The sequence below is a fragment of the Kitasatospora sp. NPDC101155 genome, from assembly GCF_044768305.1.
Classification (GTDB): Bacteria; Actinomycetota; Actinomycetes; order Streptomycetales; family Streptomycetaceae; genus Kitasatospora.
Genome location: NZ_JBIWPN010000042.1, coordinates 1 through 23,729 on the forward strand (window position 1 = coordinate 1; position 23,729 = coordinate 23,729).

At 69.3% G+C, this 23,729-nt stretch carries 19 protein-coding genes and 1 pseudogene; 11 read left to right on the plus strand and 9 right to left on the minus strand.

Features of this window, described 5'->3' with window-relative positions:
* Window positions 1-290: 290 nt before the first annotated feature.
* Complete coding sequence (locus ACIRYZ_RS36520; protein ID WP_402952623.1) at window positions 291-4,022, minus strand: hypothetical protein; 3,732 nt, start codon at window positions 4,020-4,022, stop codon at window positions 291-293.
* Window positions 4,019-4,444: a hypothetical protein gene (locus tag ACIRYZ_RS36525; RefSeq protein ID WP_360433835.1), complete on the minus strand. Its 426-nt coding sequence runs from the start codon at window positions 4,442-4,444 to the stop codon at window positions 4,019-4,021. The genes ACIRYZ_RS36520 and ACIRYZ_RS36525 overlap by 4 nt, the downstream gene beginning before the upstream one ends.
* A gap of 274 nt (window positions 4,445-4,718) precedes the next feature.
* On the opposite strand from ACIRYZ_RS36525, the gene ACIRYZ_RS36530 reads away from it, so the two are divergent.
* The gene (locus tag ACIRYZ_RS36530; RefSeq protein WP_402952625.1) at window positions 4,719-5,363 is read left to right on the plus strand and encodes a restriction endonuclease; all 645 of its coding nucleotides are present in this window, start codon (window positions 4,719-4,721) and stop codon (window positions 5,361-5,363) included.
* Window positions 5,364-6,230: 867 nt separating this feature from the next.
* Here ACIRYZ_RS36530 and ACIRYZ_RS36535 read toward each other — a convergent pair.
* Window positions 6,231-6,854, minus strand: coding sequence for a hypothetical protein (locus ACIRYZ_RS36535; RefSeq protein ID WP_402952626.1), 624 nt, complete (start codon window positions 6,852-6,854; stop codon window positions 6,231-6,233).
* Window positions 6,855-7,795: 941 nt separating this feature from the next.
* Here ACIRYZ_RS36535 and ACIRYZ_RS36540 point away from each other — a divergent pair.
* The 7 genes and pseudogenes from ACIRYZ_RS36540 to ACIRYZ_RS36570 form a co-directional block, all read left to right on the plus strand.
* Window positions 7,796-8,032, plus strand: a pseudogene (locus ACIRYZ_RS36540) (replication-relaxation family protein); the annotation flags it as partial.
* Window positions 8,033-8,108: 76 nt separating this feature from the next.
* Window positions 8,109-8,684: a replication-relaxation family protein gene (locus tag ACIRYZ_RS36545; RefSeq protein ID WP_402952701.1), complete on the plus strand. Its 576-nt coding sequence runs from the start codon at window positions 8,109-8,111 to the stop codon at window positions 8,682-8,684.
* A gap of 286 nt (window positions 8,685-8,970) precedes the next feature.
* On the plus strand, window positions 8,971-9,945 hold the full coding sequence (locus ACIRYZ_RS36550) for a replication-relaxation family protein (RefSeq protein ID WP_402952628.1): 975 nt from the start codon (window positions 8,971-8,973) through the stop codon (window positions 9,943-9,945).
* A gap of 937 nt (window positions 9,946-10,882) precedes the next feature.
* Window positions 10,883-11,653 (plus strand): TnsA-like heteromeric transposase endonuclease subunit, encoded by a 771-nt coding sequence (locus ACIRYZ_RS36555; RefSeq protein ID WP_402952629.1) that lies wholly within the window; start codon window positions 10,883-10,885, stop codon window positions 11,651-11,653.
* Entirely contained in the window at window positions 11,650-13,692 is a 2,043-nt protein-coding gene (locus ACIRYZ_RS36560) for a Mu transposase C-terminal domain-containing protein (protein WP_402952631.1), read from the plus strand. Before ACIRYZ_RS36555 ends, ACIRYZ_RS36560 begins: the two co-directional genes overlap by 4 nt.
* Window positions 13,692-14,747, plus strand: coding sequence for a TniB family NTP-binding protein (locus ACIRYZ_RS36565; RefSeq protein WP_402952633.1), 1,056 nt, complete (start codon window positions 13,692-13,694; stop codon window positions 14,745-14,747). Before ACIRYZ_RS36560 ends, ACIRYZ_RS36565 begins: the two co-directional genes overlap by 1 nt.
* Window positions 14,744-15,580 carry a TniQ family protein gene (locus ACIRYZ_RS36570; RefSeq protein ID WP_402952635.1) on the plus strand — a complete coding sequence of 279 codons (837 nt, stop codon included), beginning with the start codon at window positions 14,744-14,746 and terminating at the stop codon, window positions 15,578-15,580. Before ACIRYZ_RS36565 ends, ACIRYZ_RS36570 begins: the two co-directional genes overlap by 4 nt.
* A gap of 92 nt (window positions 15,581-15,672) precedes the next feature.
* On the opposite strand, the gene ACIRYZ_RS36575 is transcribed toward ACIRYZ_RS36570, so the two are convergent.
* Window positions 15,673-16,041, minus strand: coding sequence for a hypothetical protein (locus ACIRYZ_RS36575; protein ID WP_402952636.1), 369 nt, complete (start codon window positions 16,039-16,041; stop codon window positions 15,673-15,675).
* Window positions 16,042-16,168: 127 nt separating this feature from the next.
* Here ACIRYZ_RS36575 and ACIRYZ_RS36580 point away from each other — a divergent pair, with 127 nt between their 5' ends.
* Both ACIRYZ_RS36580 and ACIRYZ_RS36585 read left to right on the plus strand, forming a co-directional pair.
* Window positions 16,169-16,780: an SMI1/KNR4 family protein gene (locus ACIRYZ_RS36580; protein ID WP_402952638.1), complete on the plus strand. Its 612-nt coding sequence runs from the start codon at window positions 16,169-16,171 to the stop codon at window positions 16,778-16,780.
* 874 nt (window positions 16,781-17,654) lie between these two features.
* Window positions 17,655-18,020, plus strand: coding sequence for a hypothetical protein (locus tag ACIRYZ_RS36585; protein WP_402952640.1), 366 nt, complete (start codon window positions 17,655-17,657; stop codon window positions 18,018-18,020).
* Window positions 18,021-18,398: 378 nt separating this feature from the next.
* Here ACIRYZ_RS36585 and ACIRYZ_RS36590 read toward each other — a convergent pair whose 3' ends face one another.
* Entirely contained in the window at window positions 18,399-18,779 is a 381-nt protein-coding gene (locus tag ACIRYZ_RS36590) for a winged helix-turn-helix transcriptional regulator (protein ID WP_402952642.1), read from the minus strand.
* Between the two features lie 93 nt (window positions 18,780-18,872).
* Between ACIRYZ_RS36590 and ACIRYZ_RS36595 the strand changes: the two genes are divergently transcribed.
* Window positions 18,873-19,799 carry an NADP-dependent oxidoreductase gene (locus tag ACIRYZ_RS36595; protein WP_402952643.1) on the plus strand — a complete coding sequence of 309 codons (927 nt, stop codon included), beginning with the start codon at window positions 18,873-18,875 and terminating at the stop codon, window positions 19,797-19,799.
* Window positions 19,800-20,565: 766 nt separating this feature from the next.
* On the opposite strand, the gene ACIRYZ_RS36600 is transcribed toward ACIRYZ_RS36595, so the two are convergent.
* From ACIRYZ_RS36600 to ACIRYZ_RS36615, 4 genes are all read right to left on the minus strand, one after another.
* Entirely contained in the window at window positions 20,566-21,027 is a 462-nt protein-coding gene (locus ACIRYZ_RS36600) for a hypothetical protein (RefSeq protein ID WP_402952645.1), read from the minus strand.
* Entirely contained in the window at window positions 21,024-21,638 is a 615-nt protein-coding gene (locus tag ACIRYZ_RS36605; RefSeq protein WP_402952647.1) for a hypothetical protein, read from the minus strand. Before ACIRYZ_RS36605 ends, ACIRYZ_RS36600 begins: the two co-directional genes overlap by 4 nt.
* Window positions 21,639-22,058: 420 nt before the next feature.
* Window positions 22,059-23,438 carry a zeta toxin family protein gene (locus ACIRYZ_RS36610; RefSeq protein ID WP_402952648.1) on the minus strand — a complete coding sequence of 460 codons (1,380 nt, stop codon included), beginning with the start codon at window positions 23,436-23,438 and terminating at the stop codon, window positions 22,059-22,061.
* Window positions 23,431-23,706 carry a hypothetical protein gene (locus ACIRYZ_RS36615; RefSeq protein WP_402952649.1) on the minus strand — a complete coding sequence of 92 codons (276 nt, stop codon included), beginning with the start codon at window positions 23,704-23,706 and terminating at the stop codon, window positions 23,431-23,433. The genes ACIRYZ_RS36610 and ACIRYZ_RS36615 overlap by 8 nt, the downstream gene beginning before the upstream one ends.
* Window positions 23,707-23,729 lie beyond the last annotated feature (23 nt).

Genomic DNA, 23,729 nt, shown 5'->3' on the forward strand with positions numbered 1-23,729 from the left:
AAGCGACGGCCGAACCGGTGGCCATCGAACCACCCACACCCATCCTGACCAGGTAATCAACACCTCCCGCACAGCGGGGGAAGCTCAGTACCGAGAAGCCCGCCTCTCTCAGCGACTCGCTCAGCGTGCCGTAGTAGTCAGTACGTCCTGCAGCCGCCCAGCTCTTGACGAGTGGCGTCGACGTCCTCCGGACGGGCGCCACCCCCGATTTTCCCGACCTCAGGCGGGACCGCAAGGGCTCGGGATGACTACAAACGCCGAGGCCACACACTCCACATGCGGTTGCAGTACTAGCCACAGGGGGCGCTGTACGTGAGGTGGCTGGTGTACTTCGACCAGTCGGGCGGGGGCGGGAGTTGGCCGAGCTCGGCGCAGAGGTCCTGGTACATCCGATTGGGGTCGGCATACCAGAGGCGCACACCGTAGCCGAATGCGGAGGCGGACACGTCGGTGGCGATCAGGCCGTTGTCCGGGCCGAACGCGAGGTCGGACTGATTGGGCAGCGTGACAGCGTCGTCGGCGGTCACCCTGCCCGGGGCGGCCACGTTCCAGACCTGGACTTTGTCGGTGAGAGTCCCGGCGATCCCGAGCAGCCGGCCATCGTCGCTGACGGGGATGTCGAGCGGCTTGCCCTGGATGGCGATCCGACCGACCTGCCTGCCGGGACGGCTGAGATCCCAGAAGGTGAGGGAGTTGTCGTCGCCGGCCGCTATCGCCAAATAGCGGCCGTCGTCGACGGCGGCTGCAGAGTCCGCCGCCGCCGTCACGGTGAACTTCCGCACCGGGTTCCTGGCGTCGGGCACGTCGTACACCAGTACGTTCCGCCCCTGTTCCTGGACGAACATCTGGTGCCGCGAAGTGCTCGCCACGCCCCACGCGCCCCTGCTGTCGGGCAGTGCATGCGGTCCGTCCGGGTGGCGCGAGTCGGTGAGGCTCCAGAGCTGAACGGGCGTGGATTCGTCGAAGGCGACCAGTACACGGCCGTGCTGCTGCAGGCCGAGACCGTCGAACCGGCCGGGCCTCGGCACCGTCGAGATGCGCTGCGGCCGGTGCCGGTCGGAGATGTCCCAGAGTTCGATCGTGTCCAGGCCGTTCGAGAGCGCGAGCAGGTTGCTCTCGGTGCTCGCGACTGCCAGCGGCACGGAGGTGGGATCGGCTGGGCCGGGTGAGGGGACTGTGGCATCGAGGACCGGTTTTGTCGGGTCGCTCGCGTCCCACAGCGCGACCGGTTGCTTGTCGCCGAGGGTCAGCAAGGTGTGATCGTCGTCGAGGAAGGAGACGCTCGTCCAGGCTTTGGGGAGAGACGCCGCGAGGTGCGGGCGGCGCTGATCGCCGATGTCCCAGAGCTGATACCCGTTGTCCGGGTCATGGGTGACGAGGATTCGCCCGGCGAGGCCGAACACCGATCCGGGTCCGAAGGTATCCAGGCTCTGCGGAATTCGCGCCGCCGGGGTGGTCCAGATCCGTAGCTGCCCGTGGTCGTCCCCGGTGGCCACGGTCTGGTTGTCCGACTGGAACGCGACGGCCCGGGTGGCGACCGAACCGGGGCGTACATATGGGCCCGGGGTGAGCATCGAGGACGGCTGCGGGTGCTGATCGAACTTGAACAGCTTCACCGAGCCGCCTGTGCCCACCGTCGCGAAGGTCCGGCCATTGGCACTCACCGCCGAGGAGAAGTAGTCATCGCTGCCGTCCGACGGATCGAGGGGCTGCGCCGACCCCGGGTGGCTCGGGTCCGTGAGGTCGAAGTAGTTGATCTCCCCGTACGTACCGGTGGTCAGCAACAGGTTTCCGGCCGGGTGGAAGGCCACCGTCCAAGCGCTCTTGACCGGGAGCGTCGACAGCACGCTCGGGTGGGCGCCTGTCAGGTCCCAGAGTCGGACCGTGCCGCCGTTGCTCGCGGCGGCCAGCAGTCGGCCGCCGGGGTGGAAGGCCACTCCGGTGACGTCCTGAAAATCGGCCTGGAGGGTGGCGAGTGGGGCGGGGCCCGCCGGATCGGTGATGTTCCACAGCTGCGCGGCTCCGCCGTCGGCGCCGGTGGCGAGGGTGCGCCCGTCCGGGCTGAAGGCCAGGTCGTACGCGACCCCGGTCTGATCGGGCGTGCTGCTGAGCAGCGTCGGGTGGTGGGTGTCGGCGACGTCGTACAGTTGGAGCGAGTCCTTGCCGTGCACCGCGAGCAGGCGGCCGCTCGGGGCGAAGGCGAGGGCGGCGGTGCCGTCGGTGGAGAAGGCGCCCGCGTAGGTCGGGTGGTGCTGGTCGAGGACGTCCCACAGCCGCACCTGGTGGCTATTGTCGGAGCCGGCGAGCGTCTTCCCGTCCGCACTGAAGGCGAGGCTCACCACGGCCCCCGGCTTGTGTTCCGTTGCGGCGGGGTCGTCCAGCGCGACCGGGTAAGGGGCCTCGGCCGAGGCGTACAGCTGATCGCGAGCGCCCTTGGTGGGGGCGGTGTGGAAGGCGGCCAGGCTGAGTCGAAGCGCCATCCCGGGGTCGACGTCGCGCACCTTGCCGGCCTCGTCGGCGAGTTGGGCGGAGGCGATCTGGGCCGCGCGGTGCGCGGCGGCCCGGCTCTGCTGGACGGCGATCAGTCCGGCGACCAGGCCCAGGATCGCGGTGAGCGCGGCGGCGCCGAGACCGAATCGGCGCAGCCGGGCTAACCGGATGCCGGCGGCCAGGAACTCCTGCTCCTCCTCCGTGAGTTCGGGCCGATGGTCGGGTTGTTCGGCCCATTTGCGGGTGCTCGCCAGACGTTGGCCACGCAACAGGCCGGCCCGGCTGCGGTCGTCCCATAGCCATGCCTCGGTCGCCTCGGCGAGCCGTTGGTGGGCCAGCAGGCCCGGGCGGTCCTCGGTGATCCAGTCGCGCAGGCGGGGCCAGGCGCGCAGCAGCGCCTCGTGGGTGATCTCGACGGTCTCGTCCCGCTGGGCGAGCAGTCGGCCCCGGATCAGGGCGTCAAGGATGTCGGGGTGCGGGATATCACGGAGCAGGTCCTCCCGGGCGATCCGGCGGCGGGTGTCATCGGTGTCGTCGCCGAGTCTCACCAGGCGCAGCAGCATCGACCGGGCCGCTCGCCGCCCGGGCTCGTCGAGGCCCAGGTACACGCCGTCCGCCGTGGTGGCCACCGAGTTCTCGATGCCGCCAGCGTCCCGGTACGCCTGGACGGTCAGCGTGTGGCCGTGGCGTAACTGCCAAGTGGCGCGCAGCGCGTGCGCGAGCAGCGGGAGTCGGCCCGCCTCGTACTCGCCGTCGGCGGTGCCGCCGAGATCCTGCAACAGCAGCTCGACCAGGCCGGGTTCGACCTCCAGCCCGACCGACCGGGCGGGGAAGAGGACCGCCTCGCGTAGGCCCTGCTCGGTCAGCGGCCGGACGATGATCGGCCGGTCCTCCAGGGCGGCACGCAGCTGGGGGTATTCGGCGGCCCGGGCGTAGAAGTCGCCGCGCAGGCCGTAGCCCACCAGCGCGCCCGCCTCGGCCAACCCGGCTAGCAGGTCCAGGAATTCGCGCCGCTCCCGGTCGTCCTGAGCGAGCGTGAAGAGTTCCTCCAGCTGGTCGACCAGAACGATCGTGCGGCCTCCGTCCGACGGCTCCGCCAGCCGGCGGCGCGCCTCGGCCATCGGATGGGCGGTGGGGGTGAACACCACCCGCGGCCATTCGGCCGACCCCGGCGCGGGTAACCGGCCCTCGGCGAGCGCGGGCAGCAGGCCTGCCCGCAGCAGCGAGGACTTGCCCGCGCCGGAGGCGCCCAGCACCAGCAACGGCCTGCCGGTGGTGCGGCGTTCGTCCAGTCGGACCAGGAGGTCGGCGATCTCCCGCTCCCGGCCGAAGAACCACCGGGCCTGCTCGGTGTCGAAAGCCGTCATGCCCGGGTACGGGCACTCGGTCACCGGCTCGCCGCCCGGCTCGACCTTCCGGGTGCCGTGCACACCGTCGCTCAGGTGCATGTGCAGGTCGCGCCCGGCCACGTACGCCCGGGCGTCGTCGGAGGCGTTCACCTGCAGGTGAACCTGCGGTTCGTCCTCGCTCATCGCTCGGTGATGTGCAGGTCGCGCCCGGCCACGTACGCCCGGGCGTTGTCGGATGCGTTCACGTTCACCGTAGTGCCACCGGACCCGCTCCCGGTCTCGGGCAGGTGCGGGGCCAGCTCGTCCAGCAGGCGGCGCAGCTCGTCGGCGAGCTGCGGATCGCCCTCACGCAGCAGCCTGGCCAGCCGGCGGCGCCAGTCACCGATCAGCTCCTGCTCCGCCTGCTCGTCGCCGCTCTCCCGAGCCGTCAGCACCTCGCCGCGGGTCTCCTCCAGTTCGGCCACCACGGCCGCGGCCCGCTCCGGGTGCACCTTGCCCCACAACCATCCGACGGCGCTCTTGGCCTTCTCCCAGCTCTCGGTGGCCAGCAACTGGACCACGGTGGTCGCCGCGGTGGCCGCCAGCGCGGTCAGCTCCGGATCCATACCCGTCCCCCTGCGCGAGTCAACTCCCTGACGACCGTTCACCTTAGCCCGAACGGCCTACTACCGGTGGCATGTCATGGCAGGCCCTTGAACAGCGAAGCGTCATACACCGCAAGCGGATTGCGGATGCCTTCTCAGTCGAGGGCCTCTGCAGCGTTCGTCCCGGCTGCCGGTGGGGGAGGCAAGCCGAGGTGGATTCGATGGACGCGAGGGGGCGATGGTGGGAAGGAAGCGCAGGTCGGCGACGGCCAGGCGGCGGGCGGCCAGACTGAAGATGTTCGGGATCGGTGGGTTGGTCGCTGCCGTGCTGCTGGTGATGTTCTGGCACCTGGTGTGGGTGTACGTCGTGGTCGCGCTGGCGGTCTCGGGCGCCCTGGTGGGCGGCTGGACGCTGTGGCGCAAGGACCGTGCTGCCCGGGCCGAGGACCGGCGGTGGCGGGCGCTGGACGCCGTCGCGGCTGGGCACCGCACGCTGGCCGAGGTCGACCGGATGACCGGCACCGAGTTCGAGGGCTTCGTGGCTGGCCTGTGCCGACGGGACGGCTGCACCCAGGTGGAACGGGTCGGCGGGGCCGGCGACAACGGCGCCGACATCAAGGGCGTCCTGCCCGACGGCCGGACCATGATCGTGCAGTGCAAGAGATACGCGCCGGGCAACGCGATCCCCGCCCGGGAGATCCGCGACATGATGGGCGCGCTACAGCATCATCGAGCCCAGGTCGCCGTGTTCGTCACCACCTCCCGGTTCACCCGTCCCGCCCAGAACCTGTGCATCGAGCACGGCATCTGGGCCCTGCACCGCGACCTGCTCGGCCTGTGGAACAACGGCGCCAGCCTGCTCTCCTTCCCCCAGATCAACGGAGCCGGACAAGGCGACCGCCAGCACCAAACACGGTGGAGACGCACCTACGAGAAGTAGACGACTCAGCCGGGCGCGACCTTGTCCCAGGTCGCGCCCGGGGCGCACGGGGCAGCTGCCGCAGACCGGGCGGAGCCAGGCCGGCGAACCGGCCGCGCGGCTACCGCGCCCACCCGACAGCTACGCCCGTGTCGCATCCAGCTGTCGCGCCCCTACCACACCCGGGGAAAGCACCCATCCACGCAGGTCACAGCACACGACAGCACCCCACGCGACAGCCTGCGCCCGGGGACGCGACAGCGGCAGCAGGCCGCCGGCGGGGACGGGCCGATCTGGCGCCGCGCTCGGGCAGGAGCCAGGACACCCCGGCCACCCAGCAGGCAGGCGCCGGCCCCGGCCGGCGGTGATCCGTCCGTCCAGCCGGGGCGGTTGCACGGATCGCGGGTGTGACGCGGACTGCGTTACACCCCCGTGTTGCACCAGTGGCGGGATATCCGTGCGGGTCAGGGGTGTAACGCAGGTTCTGCGTTACACCCGCGTTGCACCCCGCGTTGCAGTCGGCGGCCGGGGTGCACAGGTGACCTGTGACAGCGGAGCTGGACGGCGTGTCACTGAAGTTGGACCGAACGCAGTTCCTGCCAGCGAAGTTGGACCGCACCAGGTCGGAGCAGCGCGCCCGGGTTGTGCACCCGCCGCCGGAGGCCGGACAGCGCGCCGGCGGTGATCCCCGCACCGACTTCGGACAGGCCGTCCAATTAGCAGGAGGACGGGCCCGAGAGTCCGACGTACGACCGCGTCGGCCCCTGACCAGCAGTGATCAACTTCGCTGTCACGAACTGCGTTCGGTCCAACTTCAGTGGCACGCCGTCCAAGTTCGCTGTCACACGACACGGGGCGCGGGCAGCAGCGGGAGCGCGGCAGCCGTGCTCACCCGGCGGTCGTGTCCCTCCAGCCGGCGCACGACGGGCAGTCGACGTAGGCCACCGTAGCCACGCACCCCGCCGGGCAGTCCGCACAGCTCTGCAGGCCCTGCTCGATGGCCTCCTCCTCCGCGCCTTCGTTGAACTCGGGGTCGTCGCGCATCCACTGGCGGGAGTGCGTGTAGAGCTCGCCGGTGGAGGTGATCGCCTCGAAGCGGACCCGGCAGCCGCACACCACCACTCCGGTCGCCACCAGCGCCGGGCTGCGCTGTGGCTCCTGGCGGCGCAGCCACGCCCGCTGTTGTGTGAACAGCGAGTGGTTCTGCTGGTCCACGCGGTCCATGGTGTACTCCGCGCCGGAGAAGAACAGGTCCCTCTGGTTCGGGTCGGCGTCGATGTGCAGGGCGAGCCAGTGCTCCACCGCCAGGGTGATCGCGCACTCGGGCGCGTACTCCTGGCTCAGCACGCGCAGCGCCAGCGCATCGAACTCGTCCACGGGCACCGTCAGGTCCAGGCGCCCGGCCATGGCCAGGCCGACGAGCTCCGCGGAGCGCTCCGCCACCGGCCAGCCCACGCGCTCCTCGACGTGGAGGCCCCAGGCGGGCATGTCCTCGGGGCGGCGATGTCGCACGATTGCGTTGATAGCGGTCATTTGGTGTCAGATCTTCTCGTCCGGGCTGTACTTGAGATCTGACCCCACTTCACCTGTGGACAACTTTCCACGCCCTGCCGCCATACCAGCATGAAAGCAATTAAAGCGGGATGGATCGGGCATCGGCGCCGCCCGGTCGGCGGCCGCCTCCAAGAACCTGTCGCACCTGGCTGTCGCGCCCAGACCTCGCACGGGGTGAGCGCCCATCCGCCCAGGTCACAGGACACGACAGCCCCCAACGCGACAGGGGGCGCGACAGGGCCCGGCAGAGCACATGGCGGAGCCAGGGCGATCTGACGACGCCACCGGAGAACGCGCACACCAAGCCGCCGAGCAGCCGGAGCGGCTCGGCGGGCTCAGGCTCGGCGGGCGCTGACCCCGGCCGGGCCCGGCGCCCGCCGAGAAGCGTCCCGGGCCGTCTCTGCCCGCCGTGTCCGAGGAACACGGCTGCCAGGTCCGGCGGGGCGGCTTGGCGGCCTTCCGGGGCCGCCCGCGCGCCCCGGCCCCCGCCCCACCGCGAGCGGCCGGCACCAGCCGGACGCGAGAGAAGAAAAGCCCGCCGCAGGCGCAACGAACCCTCACCGCCACCGCCCCACCCAACCAGCCAACCACCACCCACAAAGCCAAGGACAGGAAGGGGAAGGAGAGGGTTGTCGGGGTGGTGAGTTTCGCCTTGACGGCCACTCACCACGCCTCCTGACCTGCGCTTTCATCCGAAAACAGGGCGATCCGGCGAGAGGGAGCGGCCTCCGGTTCACGCACCGGTTCACACCACCGGTTGTCGCACCGGTTAGAACACCCGTTGTCGGATCGTGACCGGATCGGCCGATCTTGGTAAGAAATCCGGTGAGAACCGCGGGCTTACCTACGGGTGCTCGCCGCCACCGGGGCGGCGGGCCCCGACCTTTGAGGAGCCCGTGATGGCGACGCCGCCCGAGATCGACCACGCCGTGGTTGCCGCGCTGTACCAGTTCCGGATGGCCACGGCCGAGCAGCTGCGCATCCTGCACACCCCAGACAGCCAGCCGGAGCTGATGCGCCGCCGGCTGCGCAAGCTGAAGGGCGAGGGCCTGGTCGAGGACGTCGTCCTCCCGCAGGCCGGACGGCTGCGGGCCTGGTACCTGACCGAGCGGGGCGCGCGGATCGCCACCCGCTTCCCCGAGCTGGAGAACGTGGCCTCCCCGCCGCTGCCCGAGGACAAGACCGAGGCGCGGCTGCGGGTCGGACACATCCCTGGCCGTCACCCGCACCCAGGCCGCCTTCGTCGCCGGCGCCCGCAAGGACGGGGACGAGTGCCGACCGCTGGACTTCCTGCCAGAGGTCTACCACCGCTACGGCGAAGGCCGGGAGGGCGCCATCATCCCCGACGGCCTGCTGCACTATGCGACCGGCGGCCCTGGCCGGATGCTGTGCCGGGCGTTCGTCGAGGTGGACCGCGGCACCATGGCCAGCGAGAAGCTCGCCGCCAAGCTGATCGGCTACGCCCGCTTCCGCGAGCACCACCCGATCCCGCCGCACCTGCGGCGCACCGTCGGCGCGCAGAGCGTCCTGCCGGCCTGGCAGCAGCACTACGTGGTCTTCCCGCGGCTGCTGTTCGTCCTGGCCGACACCGGCGAGCGCGCCGCCCGGCAGCGCATCCGCGACCTCCAGGGCATCGCCGACGCCCACCCGCTCGTCGCCCGGATGCTGATGACCGTGAAGGCCGGCGCAGCCCGCCTGGCCGACCTCGAGCAGCACGGCACCAGCGCGGCGGTCTGGCACACCCTCACCGACCACACACGGCCCCTGCGCGGGGCCTGGGAGCTGTAGGGCGCAGCGGCGGGCGGGGGCGGCATCAAGGTGCCCGCCCCGGCCATCAAGAGATTCTGGGGCCGTCATCAAGGTGCCCGTCCCAGGCATCAAGGTGTCCGGGGCGGACCATCAAGGAGTCCACCAAGGTTGGTGCTGTTCGCGGCACCAACCTTGGTGGCGGCCGTTACGTGATCGTTGCGGCCAGGGGGGCTGTTCACCAAGGTATCCGCCAAGGTTCGCGGGGTTGCCTTCGGCGACCGTGTGGAGCATCCGGCTCCGCGCTCGGCCGGAGGGAACCTCTGCGATGACGAAGGATGACGGCGCCAGGACGAAGTCCAGGGCGAGGACCGGGGCGGAGCCGGACAGCGAGGTGCGGGAGGTGGAGATCACCTGGGCCGTCATGGCCGCGCTGTTCCAGTTCCGGATCGCCACCGCCGAGCAGCTGCGCCGGCTGACCGCCCCGGACGCGGGCATCGAGAAGATGCGCGGCCGACTGCGGCGCCTGCGCGACGAGGGCCTGGCCGAGGAACTGGTCCTGCCCCAGTCCGGGCGGACCAGGGGCTGGTACCTGACCGAGCACGGGACCAGGGTCGCCGGCGCCTTCCCCGAGCTGGCGGACATCCCCGCCCCGAGGACGCCCGGCGACAAGAGCGCCTTCAAGTACACCCTGTGGCACCAGCTCGCCGTCGTACGCACACACCTGGCGTTCCTCGCCGACGCCCGCAGGCGCGGTGACCGCTACGGGCCGTTCGACTTCATCCCGGAGATCACCCACCGCTTCGCCGAGGGCCGCGAGGGCACGGTGCGCCCGGACGGCCTGCTCTACTACAGCCGCACCGGCGCGGACGGCGCCCGCGTCACCAACCTGGCGTTCGTCGAAGTCGACCGCGGCACCATGGGCGGGCCCCGGCTGGCCGCCAAACTCAACGCCTACGCCCGCTACTGGGCCACCGCGCCACTGCCGGCCGGAGTACGGTCCGGCACCATCGAGGCGCAGGACGGCGGCGTGCCGCTGTGGGAACGCCGCTACGTGCACTTCCCCAGGCTGCTGTTCGTCCTCACCGGCACCGGCGAGACCGGGTTCTTCAACCGGGTCGACCAGCTCCACCTCCACGCCCGCGACCGGCATGTCGCCAGGATGCTCGCCACCGTGCCGGCTGGCGCCGCCCGGCTGGAGGACCTGGAGACCGAGGGGTACGACGGCGCGGTCTGGTGGCCCCTGGTCGATCCGGACGCCGATGCCATGCCCTGGTGGAAGCTCACCGGCAGCGGGCGCTGACGGCAGCGGCGCCGATTCCTTGATGGCCTGCCCCGATCCCGGGGGCGGGCCATCAAGGAATCCACCGGGCACCGGGGGCGGGCATCAAGGAATCGGCGGGAGGGCCTGGGGAGACCATCAAGGAATCGGCGCGAGCCCCGGGGAGGCCATCAAGGTAACGGCCGGCCGCGCCCGGGAGAACAACATCGTCCCTCCACCCCTCCCCCTCCCGCCCGCTTCCTCCTCCGGCCGGTGGCGTCGCGAAGCGGGGCCGCCGGGCCGCCGCGCAGCGGACTACCCGTCACGCCGTCGGCGCGCAGCATCAGGTGGCCGGGATCTTGTCTCCGCTCCTGCTCTGCGCGCCGACTCTTCTACTCGTCCTCTTCTTCGACGGCTCCGGTGCTCGGACTTCACCCAGCACCCGCCGAGGTGTCCTGGGAGAAGTAGTCGGCGCCCGGCGACCTATGGACAAAAGGCCGCTGAGCTGCGCGAACTCCGCTTCCGGCGGCGCCGTCTGGGGCAAGCCCGAGTAGCAACCTCAAGTAGCAAGCCCGAGTAGCAACCGGCAGTAGCAACCTCCAGAAGCAACCGCAGAGGCAACCCGCGCCGGGGCGGCTGCGCCGTGTGCTCGGGAGGTGTGCCGGGACACGTTAGTTGTCACCTGGACAGGCTTGTTGTCACCGCGGGGAAACACTCGTGCCGCGCCGGTGTCGGCCCCCTTGTCCTGTCGCACCGCAGATGGCGGATTCTCACTCGGTCTCATCCGTGCTGTCGGGATCTCACCGCTTCGCGTGCCGAGTGCGAGCTTTTGTGTCCCGTCTCGCTGAGCTTGGATGAGTCTCACTAATCCGGGCTGGGCGGCCTCGGTTCTCAGGTTTGGTGGCTGCCGTCGAGAGTGCTGTCACTCTCTGGGGTGACTTCCGTCCCGTTCTGGGTGGCTTGTCTCACGGAATCCGTGATGGTCATGCTCATGGGTGGGCTACGAGCGTTGAACGGCGGCGCTCCGCCGCAGGTGTCGGATTTCGATCTGGCCTGGCTGGAGCACGGAGTCGAGGTACGGAAGCCTCTGGACCATGCGGCCGAGGTGGCCTTCGAGAAGGCGACTCCGGTCCGGGACTTCCCGTCGTACCGAGGGCAGCGGCACTTTCCCGGGCTGTACTGGGCGGCAACGACCGGGCGGCATGTCGGGTTCGAGTCGTGGTTGGAGCGCGATCACGCGATCCTCTTGGACTTCGATCCGCAGGTCGTGGGGTTCGCTTCGCAGCCGTTCTGGTTGTTCTGGCGTGATGAGGCGTCGGGCCGTGGCCGCTCGCACGCGCCGGACTACTTCGCACGGGCGGACGACGGGACGGGCCTGGTGCTGGACTGCCGTCCGAAGGATCGTGTCGATGCCCGGTCCGCCGCGTCGTTCGCCGCGATGCGCCTCGCGTGTTCACAACTGGGCTGGGCCTACCGGCTGGCCGGGGAGATCCCCGCGGTGCGGGCGGCGAACCTGCGGTGGCTGGCCGGCTACCGCCACCGCCGGTATGGGGAGTCGGCGGGTCTGAACGCGGCAGTGACCGCAGCCTTCGCCGTCCCTGCACCGCTGGTGGCCCAGGCCGCAGCGGTCGGCGACCCCATCCAGGTTCTCCCAGTGGTGTTCCACCTGCTGTGGTGCGGACAGCTGACTGCGGACCTGTCCTACCCGCTGAGCGACCGCACCCTCGTGAGCCGGAGTGAGGAACGATGAGGCAGGCAAGTCCGCGTGGAGTTCTGCGCGTTGGCGATCGCGTTCGCTTCGATGGGCGGGTCCATTCGGTGGCCGGACTCGCGGGAACCACGGTCCGGCTGATCGACAGCAGCGGGGCGCCATCGTTGGTGATGTTCAGCCACCTGATGGCCTCCGACGGGTTCGAGCTTCTCGACTCCGAGCCGGACACCCCGGCGCTTCCGGCGTTCGGATTGCTGGACACAGTTCCTGAACCTGCTTTGCGCAAGGCTCAGTTCTTCGAGCGCCACCTGATCGAGACCGAGACCGGGGTGCCTCCGGATTCACCACCGGGCACGGCTCCCCGGCCGGAGTTCGACCCGAAGTGGCGCACGATCAACGAGCGGATCGTCGCGAAGGCCGCCGAGTTGACCGCTTCGGGGACACCGGTCTCGGAGCGCACGTTGCACCGCATGAGGGTGAGGTGGCGTGACTCTGGCGTCTGGGGTCTGGTCGACCGGCGGGCCACTCGACTGTCCATGCCAAGTACCGGGCGGGCCGACGAACGCCTGGTGGAGGCCCTTATCGAGGTGCTGGCCGATCAGGAGGACAAGTCGACCGGCACCCGGAGCCGAGTGATGCGCCAGGCGGAAAGGCTGGTGGCCGAACGTCACGGTGAGGGGGTGGTGCCCATCCCGCCTCGGTCGACGCTCTACCGGCTGGTCAAGGTTCTGTCCGAGGGCCGGCACAGTTTCGATGCGGCCACGACCAGGCGGTCGCTGGCCCGCCGGCCGGAGGCGCCGTTCACTCCGACGATGGCGGCTCGGCCGGGCGAGATCGTGCAGATCGACACCACTCCGCTGGACGTGCTGGCTGTCCTGGACGACGGGGTGACCGGCCGGGTCGAATTGACCATCGCTGTCGATGTCGCGTCGAGGACGATCTGCGCGGCCGTTCTTCGACCAGCTGGCACGAAGGCCGTCGATGCCGCCCTGCTGCTGGCACGGATGATGGTGCCCGAGCCGATGCGGCCCGGGTGGGCGGACGCGTTGCGCATGTCGGCCTCGCTGATCCCACACGCCCGCCTGATGAGTATCGACGCCCGCCTGGAGCATGCTGCGGCCAAGCCGGTGATCGTCCCAGACACGATCGTCGTCGACCGCGGGAAGGTCTTCATCTCCGACACGTTCACCGCGGCCTGCCGGTCGCTGGGCATCTCGATCCAGCCCGCGCGGCCGGCGACCCCGACGGACAAGGGCGTGGTCGAGCGGACCTTCTCCTCGATCAACACCCTGTTCTGCCAGCACGTCGCCGGCTACGTCGGCTCCAACGTCACCCATCGGGGACAGGACGTCCGGGCGGTCTGGAGCATCGCCGAACTCGCCGACCTCTTTCAGGAGTGGGTCGTCGCCTGCTGGCAAAGCCGGCCGCACGACGGGTTGCGCAGTCCGTTCCTACCCGGCAGGGCGCTGTCGCCCAACGACGTCTACGCGCTGATGGTCTCACGCACGGGACATCTGCCGGTCTGCCTGAGCGGGGACGACTACATCGAGCTGCTGCCGGTGGAGTGGCGGAAGATCAACGACTACGGGATCACCATCGACTACCGCACCTACGACTGCCGGGAGTTGGGCCCCTACCGGCGCCAGCCCTCGGGCATCGACGTCAAGGGCAATCTCTGGGAAGTCCACTACGACCCCTACGACCTCTCTCACGTCTGGGTACGCGACACACGGGCCGAGGGATGGATCACCGTTCCGTGGACCCGGCTGGGGACGGTCTCGGCGCCGTTCGCGGACTTCACCTGGCGCCATGCGAGATCGTTGCTGGCCGCGAAGGGGGCGGACGGCACTGACGAGGGCGCTATTGCGGCTGCGGTCGAGGACCTGCTGACGCGGGCCGGGTCCGGACCCGACAGGCGGGTCGCCGCACGAACCCGGGCCGCGTCCGCGGTCCCCGTCCGCCCGGCCGCCGAGCCTCCCCGGGATGAGGTCGAAGAGGCCGAACCGGACGAGGACGAGGTGATCGGCAAGGTCATCCCCTTCGGCGTGTTCGACGCCTTCACTGACGGGAGCCGCTGATGACGCACGTCCTGGAGCCGGACAGGACCGAGCACCCTCTGACGACGAAGGAAGGCTGGTCCGCCTTCGTCCAGGAGAGCATCGCACCGCCGGTCGCCCTGCCGCCGGCCGTTCTACAGCGGCTGAGCGAGCCCGAGCGGGCGGACTACGACCAGGCCCGCGAGGACTACCACGCCCAGCTGGTGATCGTCTCGACTCCGACGATCCGCCATGTCGCAGCGACCGGCCGCAAGCGCATCCTGCTCAACCGGCACCAGCACTCGGCCCGCCGGGGACTGATCGTCTCCGGTCTCGCCGGGACCGGGAAGACCACCGCTATCACCCAACTGGGCAAGAACTACGAACAACTGGGGCGACGTCGGGGAGAGATCCCCCCGAAGGCCCTGCCGGTCGTCTACGTCACGGTCCCGCCGGCCGCGACCCCGAAGATGCTGGCCATCGAGTTCGCCCGGTTCATCGGACTGCCGCTGCCGTCCCGCTACAGCCAGGTCGAAGTCACCAACAGGGTCTGCGACCTGCTCTGCACACTCGGCTGCCGCCTTGTTCTCATCGACGAGCTGCACAATCTCGACATCGGCACACGGGTCGGTGCCGAGGCGTCGGACCAGATCAAGTACCTCTCCGAACGCATCCCGGCGACGTTCGTCCTGGCCGGCGTCGACGTTGAGGGAACCGGGCTGTTCGCCGGACGCCGCGGCGGACAGATCGCCAGCCGCTACAGCCTCATCCCCACCAGCCCGTTCCGGCACAAGACCGCGGAAGAACGGGCGGCTTGGCAGTCGCTCGTCGCGACGCTGGAGGAAGCACTACGGCTGCACGCGCACCGGCCGGGCACCTTGCTCAAACTCAGTGCCTACCTGCACGACCGCACGGGCGGCATGATCGGCAGCCTGTCCCACCTCGTCCGGGAAGCAGCCCTGGACGCCATGCTCGACGGCACGGAAGGGATCACACGCGCCTCTCTGGAGCGTGTCGACCTGGACGAGAGCGCCGAGCAGCAGAACCTCCCCCGCGCACGCCAGCGCCGCGCACGCGCTTCGAAGCGAACCGCGTGATCACCGGGCTGCGGGTTCTCCCCTTCGCGCCACCGCCCGTTCACGGCGAGACGATCGGCTCCTACTTGAACCGGCTCGCCGACGCGAACCACCTCACCATCGGGCACCTCTCGTCCTTGATCGGCCCAGGACGCCGATATCGCCGAGATGACAACCGAGTCGGCTATTGGACGACCTCGATGCTGCCCCGGCTGGCCGCCCTGACCGGGCGGAGCGTGTCCTCGCTGGTCCACGCGATGCCTCCGCTCGGCACGATCCGCGATCCGGGTCTGCGACTGCCGCCCTCCCTTATTGAAGAGATCACCGAGCCTCGGCGACGTCCGGCCTGTCAACTCTGCATGGCCCGATGCCACATCCGCGGCCTCGTCGTCCGAAACACCCCGTCGCACGACTGCGTCTGCCATCAACATCACCGTTGGCTTCTCGGCGACGAACAGCACGGCCTGGCACAGCTGCCCGAGATCCTGCGCGCCAACCGTCGGCACAGGCGGATCGTCCGCCGCGGCACCCACGCTTCCACGGCACTCGCCTACATAGACGCCCGCGACCGCCTGCTCAAGTGGTTCACCGCCGATGCCAGCACACCGGCGCTTCAGCAGCGATGGCACGATCGACTCCAGGTGCTGGGAGAGGACCCCTTCGGCGACCCATACCGTCCATCCGACGCACGAATCGAGCTGGCCACCTATCCCGAAGCCGTTGTTCTCACCGAATTGTTCGTCTCACCGCACTGGCGAGACCATCCCCAGTTGCCCGCAGAAGCGGCACGGCGTCTCGACATCTCTCCCCGGCAGCTGCCACCTGACGTGACCAGGAAACCGCTACTTCAATGAGAACCCTGACGCGGCCGTCTCAGACCTCTCTCGGGGAGTGCTCAAGGCGATCCGGGCGTTTCAAGGTGATGCAAAGTCATGAAGCGTCAAGCTCACGCCGAGTCGTCCAGATGGTGGAAGGCTCCTTCGAACTCTCCAGACGCGAGCAGCTCGGCGATCACGCTCACCATCCCTCGGATGCCGGGATCCCGAACGATCAGCCCGTCCGAGCACCAGAAGCACCGGCCGCCTGCGGCTTCTCCCGTCTCCTCCCACCTCTTCATCAACCGGCTGACCTCGGCGACTGTGAAGATCGTCGCACTCCAGCGTGAGCCATTTGGGAGGCGAACCTCAGCATCGACGTTGCAGACCTGGTCGAGTACATCACCAGGGTTCGAGAGGAAGAAAGCCTCGAAGCCATCGGTTCGGACACGATAGTAAGGGCCGTCCCATCCGGCCTCGGAACGCAGTTCCGTGCTCATGCTGGTCACCTGGGGAGGATCCCAGCCCGCGACGCCGGGCACAACTGGCTTGCGGGCAGCTGATCACACTGGTGACACCCAGGCCAGTGAGCAGGTAGTTTGCGGGACGACAGAGAGAAGAGTTCGCATGGACTCCCGGATCATCCGCATCCGACGCAAACTAGCCAAGGTGCCCTACGCCGCGCTGCGAAGCCACTCCTTCGGTGAAGAGAAGCACCGGTTCCGCCTCGAACCCCCGCTGCCGGACACGAAGGTCGCCGAGTTCGAGGCCGACCACCACATCGAACTGCCCGATCCCTACCGCAGCTTCCTGACCACACTGGGCGGGGGCGGAGCATCGCCTTTCTACGGCCTGCTGCCGTTGCAGTCATGCCGACCGTTCACGATGGACCACCAAGGCGAGCCCAGCCGCCCTCGGGGGTTCACGTTCGCCAGCTGCCCGCCTCACCGAGGTGACCTGTTCCTGCACATCATCGAGGCAGGGTGCACCGACCTGGTGCTTCTCGGTATCACCGGTCCCCTGACGGGCCGCGTCATTACCGGAAACGCTGACGGCTTCTGGGGCCCCAACGTCTCGTCGGCCACTGACTTCCTGGCCTGGTACGAACGCTGGCTCGACCACATGCTCGCTGGGCGCGACAACCGTGACCTCGAACTGACCTCACCAGCCCTGCGAGCGCCGGTCGACCGCATCCTGAGGCAGCACCGGAACTGCACCCGAAGGGTCCATGCCGCATAGAACGCCAGCATCACTTCGATCGCGCCAACGATCATGGAGTAGCCCATGGGTGCGCTACCGCGATGTCCCGCGCGTGTCAGGACCCACAAACGCAGCCATCCGTTGCTTGGAGCGCGATCGACTGATACCCGGGATCGTCGCCACGGCCGTGAGCGTGTGGTCCGCCCGAGTCCACGGGACCCAGCGACGTTGGAAGCCATGGGAGGCCGAATTCACCTGCGCCTGCTGCGGCGAAGGCTGGGCCCGCGACAAGCTCGAAGAGACTATCTTCATGCTCCCGCCCCGAGCCTCAGGCGAACTACGAGCACGGGTCGATGGTCTGGACTCGGTGTTGCTGCGGCGGACCCATCACGAACCACAGGCAGCTTCCGAACTGGCCTGGTGGCACCGCAGGTTCTGATCACGGGAGCTCGCGCTCGTCGCCCCTGGAAAATGCCATCTTCAATGAGACTCTCGCCACCGACGTCCCAGCAAAAATGACAATTCGCAGGCCAGGGCCCCCTTGTCAGACCGTGATCGACGGGATGGCCATCCCCTCTTGACCAGGCACACCACCAAGGCGTCGGGCCTACCCGCCTCGAATCCCAATCAGACCTGACAACTCGCAGGCTAAGTAGGCATCTACATGTCGCGATGAATGAGACGGGACACTTATGCATCGTTCGGGTGGTTTGGTGGCGTTAACGGCCTGAAATGGCCCCACGTTTCCGGCTCGAACTGGCCCCACTGTGAGGCTGTGGCGAGGATCGTTCCGGCCTGAGGTGGCTCCGGCCTCCGGTTCGAACCGGCCCCAGCTCAATTCGGCCGGAATGGGAGAATCCTCGGCGTCACGATGTGGAAGGCACGGTCGGTGCCGACGCGGGAGGGGGAGGACATGACCCGGAGGGCACTGGGCTACTGGAGGTCTGCACGTGCACCGGAGCTGCCGGATCCGGTGCCGTTGGTGGACGAGGTATGGGATGAAGAGGAGCAATGGCTGGTCGCGATGTACCTCGACCGGGGCCAGCTGGGACGCGAGTTCATGGGGTTCTCCCGGTGCCGCATATGCCAGTGCCTCAACGGCAACGCCGAGCGGATGGACGACGAGTTCCTATGGCCGAGCGGACTCAGTCACTACGTGAGTGAGCACTCGGTCAAGCTCCCCGCCGAGTTCATCAGGCATGTTCTGCGTCGACTCGATGAGCTGGAAGAAGCTGACTACGACCTCACCTGGTGGAAGGAGCAGGCCCACCGGGCCTGAGTCGAGCCCGAGCCGGTGTTGATGGCGAACATTCGCTGGTTGTCGGGCTACCGGCACCCCCGTTACCGGGTCGGCGCCGTTGTCGACCGGCTGCGGGAGGTCTTGCGGAAATCGGCTCTGCCGGCGGTCGCCCGGGTTGCATTCGAGTCGGTGACCCCGGTACGACGGTTCTCGTCGTACCGCGGGCAGCGGTATCTGTCGCGCCCGCCGTGGATCAGGTGCTTGATCTCGTGCACCGCACCTGGGGTGAGACCGGTGAGACGCTCGCGGTCGTGGCCATGGCACATCCTCCAACGCATCGCGAACCTGCAGACCGGGCCCGGCCGGGCCGGTACCGAGTAGCGGCCGAGAGGGATGCTCGGTGCGCTGGCGGGGGCCTCAGTCGCTATGGGCGATAGGCTCGGGATCAGCGTCGAGCGCATCGAGCACCGCGTCGCCGTTCGCCCTCGCCCACTCGGTCAGCATGTGGATCGGATCGATCAACGTTGCCCCGAGCGGCGTGAGCTCGTACTCGACGCGGGGAGGCACCTCGGCGTAGGCGTGGCGGCGGATGAGTCCGTGCGCCTCGAGCCGTCGGAGCGTCTGAGTGAGCATCTTGCGAGAGATGCCGCCGATCAGCTCGATCAGCTCGCCATGGCGCACCGGGCCCTTGCTGAGGCCGTAAAGCACGACGACCGTCCACTTGTCGGCGATGAGCTCGACCGCCAGACGCGCCGGACAGTCCGCGAGAAAGGGATCACCGGGACCGAAACCGCTCATGACGCCAAAGGTACCCGCGCCAAAGGCACCTGCTGGTTCCTATCGGAAACCTAGCCTGGGTTCTCACCCCGTCCCACAAACGCCAGGAGAGTCATGCGAGTCATCACCCAGCAGAGGTTCGGCGGCCCCGAGGTGCTCACCATCGTGGACGCGCCCGAGCCCCGGCCCATCCCTGCGGAGGTTCTCGTCCGCGTCAAGGCGATCGGGCTGAACCCCCTGGAGGCGCGCCTGCGCGCCGGCGAGTTCCCGCTGATCGGCCCGCCGCCGTTCATCCTCGGCTGGGACATCAGCGGCGTGGTCGAGGAGGCGCAGACGTGGCGGTTCAGGCCCGGCGACGAGGTGTTCGGGATGCCGCTGTTCCCGCGGGCGGCGAGCGCGTACGCCGAGGTCGTGGCGGTGCCGGCGTTGCACCTGGCACGCAAGCCGGCGTCGCTCTCGCACATCGAGGCGTCGGCGCTGCCGATCGTCGGGCTGACGGCGTGGCAAGGCCTCGTCGACCTCGGCGGCGTCACCGAGGGCGACCGCGTCCTGGTTCACGGCGGTGGTGGCGGGGTCGGCCACGTCGCGATACAGATCGCGAAGGCGCTCGGCGCGCACGTGATCGCGACCGCCAGCGGGAGCAAGCGGAAGTTCGTCGAGGGGATGGGCGCCGACGAGGTGATCGACTACACGGCGGTCGACTTCACCGAGGCGGTCCGCGACATCGACGTCGTGCTCGACACGATCGGCGGCGACACCGCCGAGCGATCGCTCGAAGTGCTCCGCCCGGGCGGTCACCTGGTGACGGCGGTCGCCGACGAGGATTCCGAGCTCATCACCAAGTTTGAGGCGGCCGGCATGCGCTTCAGCGGCGTCGGGGTCGACCCCGATCCCGTCGCCCTGCGGGGTCTCGTCGAGCTCGTCGAACAGGGCAGGCTCCGGGTCCACGTGCAGGAGACGTTCCCGTTCGAGCGGGTCGCCGACGCGCACCGGCTGCTCGACGGTGGTCACCTCCAGGGCAAGCTCGTCCTCACCGTCTGATCCCGTGAGCTGTCCCTTCCGTCAGTACGGATCCGCGAAAGCCATGTCAGTTGGGAACACCGAGGGCCAGCGTTCGCAATCGATGTGGCACCCCACCAGGTCAACGGCTCACCGTCTGACAGATGTACTTCGACAGGACACCAGCCGCGACGGCGTGATGTCGGACTGCAGCTGGAGCATGACCCGCCAACTATCGCTATCAAGATCCGCCAACTGGCTCCTCCTGTAGGCCTCTGGCCTGCATGGACGGGATAGCGATCCGCCAACTACGGCCTTCGGTCGCACTGGCGTCGCCTCCGGGTGCGCGGCGGGCATCACGCCAGGAACCGGTGGCGCCGGGCTGGGTAGGGCGGCGTGATGGGGACGTAGGCACACACACATGATCGAACATATATTCGATGCCGACCGAACGTCAGATGATCAAGGCTCTACAGCCCCTCGCGGCCGCTGGACCTGCCACCCGCCCGGTCGACGCCGTCACGGCGTAGCCTGGCGCGCCGCTTGTGATCGCAACCGTCACCGTGGAGTCAGCGGCCCCGGTGCCCGAACCCCCGAGCGGGCCCGGGCGCCGTGGGCCGACGGCTTGGTCTGTGCTCATCCGACCTCGGTCGGAAAGGCTGCGGGCTGACGCCCGTCTGCCTTCCGGCCGTATGTTCGCCCGTTCAGCGCTCTGTTCACCAGGGTGTCGGTGAAGAAGGTCGAGGGTCCGCGCCACTGCTCGTCGATGCGCGAACCCTCGGTGACGAGTATCCGGTCACGGGCGTGATCACTTCCGGGCTTTCGCCCGGGCGGCGAGCATCGCCGTGGTGGTGGGGTGCGGCCACGGTGTGATCGCGCGCGCCGGCGGCGGGGGCGTCGCGTTCAGCTCGGCGTCAACCTGAGCCATGTACCGGGCGTTGTCGGCGCGGTCCTCGGCGTCCTGGGCGATCCAGCGCGAGGCGTCATCGCCGGTGGCGTCGATGATGTCGTGCAAAAGCCTGGCCTGCCGGTCCAGGTAGTGACACCGCTCGGTTGCGCTGGCGCGGTAGCCGGCGGCGTCGCGCGCCACCGTCTCCAGATCGGCGAGGACCCGCAGCGGCAGCACGACGTCCTCGGCCGCGACCAGGGCGCGGGCCTGCCCGGCCGAGTGCTCGGCCAGCGCGATCCGCGCCGCCTCGTCGGCGGGCAGCTCGCACTCGACGCCGTTCAGGAAGCCTTTGAGCTTGGCCACCAGCATCGACGCGGTCACGAACCCTCCCCGTCGACCAGCGCAGAGATCAGCTTGCGCGCTGTTGCCTTCGTCAACCGCTTGGAGGCGGTCGCGGCCCGCTCCCGGGGACGGCGCGGCTCGATGCCGGTGCCCTTGACGGCCTTGGCGAACTCGGCGTCGAAGCGCTCCTTGCCGACCTGCTCCACGAGGCTGGTGAGGTACTTCAGCTGAGCGGGAGTGGCCGACTCGGTCTTCGCCGCGGCCTTGCGCTTCGCGCTCTCCTCGCGGATGCGCCCGTAGTACTCGTCGTTGGCCGCCTTGCGGGCCGCCTCGGCCTCCGGGCTGCGGCAGGTGACCTGCACGCTCTCGTACCAGGTCTGGGTGCCCGGCTGCCCGGTGACCGCCTCCCACAGGGCATTCGTCGTCAGCGTCGACTCATCGACGCCTTCCGTCAGCCCGGGGCCCACGACGCCGTAGTAGCCGGTCTTGCCTCGTGGCAGGACCGTGAAGCCGGCGGGGATGGCGTGGGCTTCGAGCCAGTCCTGGCCGCAGCCACAGTGCGTGGCGTGGTAGCGGCTCCACTTGCTTTCCAACGGCTCGTATACCAGACGGTCGCCGTAGTACTTCGTATCCCGCGCGAATCCTGACATCGCATCAGTCTGCCGCGCGGCGGCACCGACCGGCGCCGGAATCACCCGGTGGGCGCAAACTCACCTGTCGGCCTCAGTCCTCCGCCGTCTCGTCGTCCTCGGCGGCGGCCGCTTCCGGGTCCGCAGCGGCCGAAGCGCCTCGCCGACTGGGGAATCAGCGAGAGAACCCAGCATGTTGATGTGCTGCCGGACGGCCGACCCGGTGACGTCTCTGGTACTAGGAGTGCAGGCGGTTCACCGCGCCGGGGCCGCCGCCATCGAGTGGCTCTGGGCCTGGCTTCGCGTTAAAACGGCCGTTTTAGCGCGGGGCTCGATCGGCCATGCGGTACGCGTTCGGCGACGAGCCGTAGCGTCGAAAGGGGAGTCCGGGGAAGCGTTTCGGTCGAAACGCTTCCCGCGGCGCCCGCCCCCCGGGCGCGACTACCGTTGGGTGGGCCCGTGCCTCCGTTGTTGTCCGTCCTGAGCAGCTCGGCGCAGGTGCGCCGCTTGCTCGCCCGTTGTTGCGGTCGACTGGCGCTTCCCGGTCGGGGCGGTGGTGGTCGAGCGGGATCGTGCCGCGGCGGCTGACAGCCCGGGACCCGCCGGCCCGGGGATCCGGGTGGCGCCGCGGCGTAGTTCAGCCAGGGTCTGGGCACTCGTGCGGATCGCGTCTTCCACTGTGCGGACCGCCGGGCTCAGGGCAGTTCGGCGGCCGAGCTCGCCTCGCAGTTCTGCGGTGAGCCCGAGGGTGCGCTGGCTGTTCGGTTGGGCCAGCCTCGCGTGGATCACGGCGTCCGGGATGAGAAGGACGGGACGCTGCAAGTGCGGGCCCTCGTGTGCCCAGTGGAGCAACCGGTCCAGGCTGCTCTGGACTTCCTGCGCGTCGAGCAGCGACTGGCCGGCAGCGGCACTCGACATCGGAATGATGGCCCAGGCATCCGTGAGGGCGATGCGTAGCCCCTCGTAGGTCGTCGCGTTGACCTGCCCTGTGGCGACGAACCGGAGAACGACGTCCTGCTGGCGTGTCAGCCAGCCGTCGGCGTCGGCGGTCGGCAGCGGGCGGGCCCGCTCGGTGAGGACGGCCTCAGCAGCGGCCGGTGGGCGCTGCATGGTGCCGTCGGCCTGACGGGTGTTCGTGTAGAGGTCGGCCCCGCTCCGGTTGGTGACGATCACCCGGTGGACGTCGGGGCTCTCCTCGGCCGCAGCCACCGTGACCGGGATCGCGTTGTAGGAGGCGTTGGCCCACTCGGGCCAGACCCACCGGCCCGCCTCGGCGCCGGGCGCCAGATAGCGGTGCATGGCATCGAGCCGGCTGCGCTCCGCCCGTACCGCGAGGGCCAGGATCCATACCTGGTGCCGATCGCGGCCTTCGGGGAGCGGGGCGGCTAACTCCTCGCCGCGTTGGCCGGTCGCGAAGAACTTGGCGTCGGCGAGCACCGCTTCGGGGTTGCGGAAGGTGCCCTCGGAGACGAAGGAGTACCCGTGTTCGATCGCGTGGGTGAACGCCATCTGCATCCAGGCGTTCGCCGCCTGCTGGGTGGCCGGGACCATCGCGATGGGGTCGGTGTCCATCAGCTCGGCGAAGGCGGGGTGGAACTGGCGCATGTCGTCGCCCGACAGCTGGATCACGTCGCGGTCCGCGTTCTGCTCCCGAACCGCTGCCATCGCCCGGCTCTTGCCGGCGGCCGGCTGTGCGCCGGTGAGGATGGCGATCGGCTGGTTGCTGGGCTGGCTGGCGCCGAAGACGTACGGCACGACCAGCCTGTCGAACAGATCCCGCAACTGGCCAGCGGTCAGCTCGTACGGGTCCAGATCAGCCACGACGCTCCTTGAGCAGGCGGATCTCGGCCGTCCACACGGCGATGTTGGTGATCATGGCGTCCCGGTCGTGGGCACCGACAGCCAGCCTCGCGTCTCGGAGTTCGATGACCTTGTTCCACCAGCGGCGACGCTCGTCCTCGGTGGTGGCGTTCTCCGAGAGCTTCACGTAGCGGGCCGACAGGTTGGTGGCGGTGTCGGCGAGCATGTCGTAGACCACGGAGGTGGGCACGTCGTCCGGGATGGCCGGGGTCGGGTTGTGGTCGGTCATTGGGGGCCGCTCTCTTTCGGTGT

What these genes read in the sequence shown, in the direction of transcription:
- ACIRYZ_RS36530 (WP_402952625.1), top strand. Translation starts at nt 4,719, where the DNA reads ATGTTCGGGATCGGTGGGTTGGTCGCTGCCGTGCTGCTGGTGATGTTC.
- ACIRYZ_RS36575 (WP_402952636.1), bottom strand. Translation starts at nt 16,041, where the DNA reads ATGAGCACGGAACTGCGTTCCGAGGCCGGATGGGACGGCCCTTACTAT.
- ACIRYZ_RS36590 (WP_402952642.1), bottom strand. Translation starts at nt 18,779, where the DNA reads ATGAGCGGTTTCGGTCCCGGTGATCCCTTTCTCGCGGACTGTCCGGCG.
- ACIRYZ_RS36555 (WP_402952629.1), top strand. Translation starts at nt 10,883, where the DNA reads ATGGTCATGCTCATGGGTGGGCTACGAGCGTTGAACGGCGGCGCTCCG.
- ACIRYZ_RS36585 (WP_402952640.1), top strand. Translation starts at nt 17,655, where the DNA reads ATGACCCGGAGGGCACTGGGCTACTGGAGGTCTGCACGTGCACCGGAG.
- ACIRYZ_RS36580 (WP_402952638.1), top strand. Translation starts at nt 16,169, where the DNA reads ATGGACTCCCGGATCATCCGCATCCGACGCAAACTAGCCAAGGTGCCC.
- ACIRYZ_RS36520 (WP_402952623.1), bottom strand. Translation starts at nt 4,022, where the DNA reads ATGAGCGAGGACGAACCGCAGGTTCACCTGCAGGTGAACGCCTCCGAC.
- ACIRYZ_RS36560 (WP_402952631.1), top strand. Translation starts at nt 11,650, where the DNA reads ATGAGGCAGGCAAGTCCGCGTGGAGTTCTGCGCGTTGGCGATCGCGTT.
- ACIRYZ_RS36525 (WP_360433835.1), bottom strand. Translation starts at nt 4,444, where the DNA reads ATGGATCCGGAGCTGACCGCGCTGGCGGCCACCGCGGCGACCACCGTG.
- ACIRYZ_RS36550 (WP_402952628.1), top strand. Translation starts at nt 8,971, where the DNA reads ATGACGAAGGATGACGGCGCCAGGACGAAGTCCAGGGCGAGGACCGGG.
- ACIRYZ_RS36605 (WP_402952647.1), bottom strand. Translation starts at nt 21,638, where the DNA reads ATGTCAGGATTCGCGCGGGATACGAAGTACTACGGCGACCGTCTGGTA.
- ACIRYZ_RS36615 (WP_402952649.1), bottom strand. Translation starts at nt 23,706, where the DNA reads ATGACCGACCACAACCCGACCCCGGCCATCCCGGACGACGTGCCCACC.
- ACIRYZ_RS36565 (WP_402952633.1), top strand. Translation starts at nt 13,692, where the DNA reads ATGACGCACGTCCTGGAGCCGGACAGGACCGAGCACCCTCTGACGACG.
- ACIRYZ_RS36595 (WP_402952643.1), top strand. Translation starts at nt 18,873, where the DNA reads ATGCGAGTCATCACCCAGCAGAGGTTCGGCGGCCCCGAGGTGCTCACC.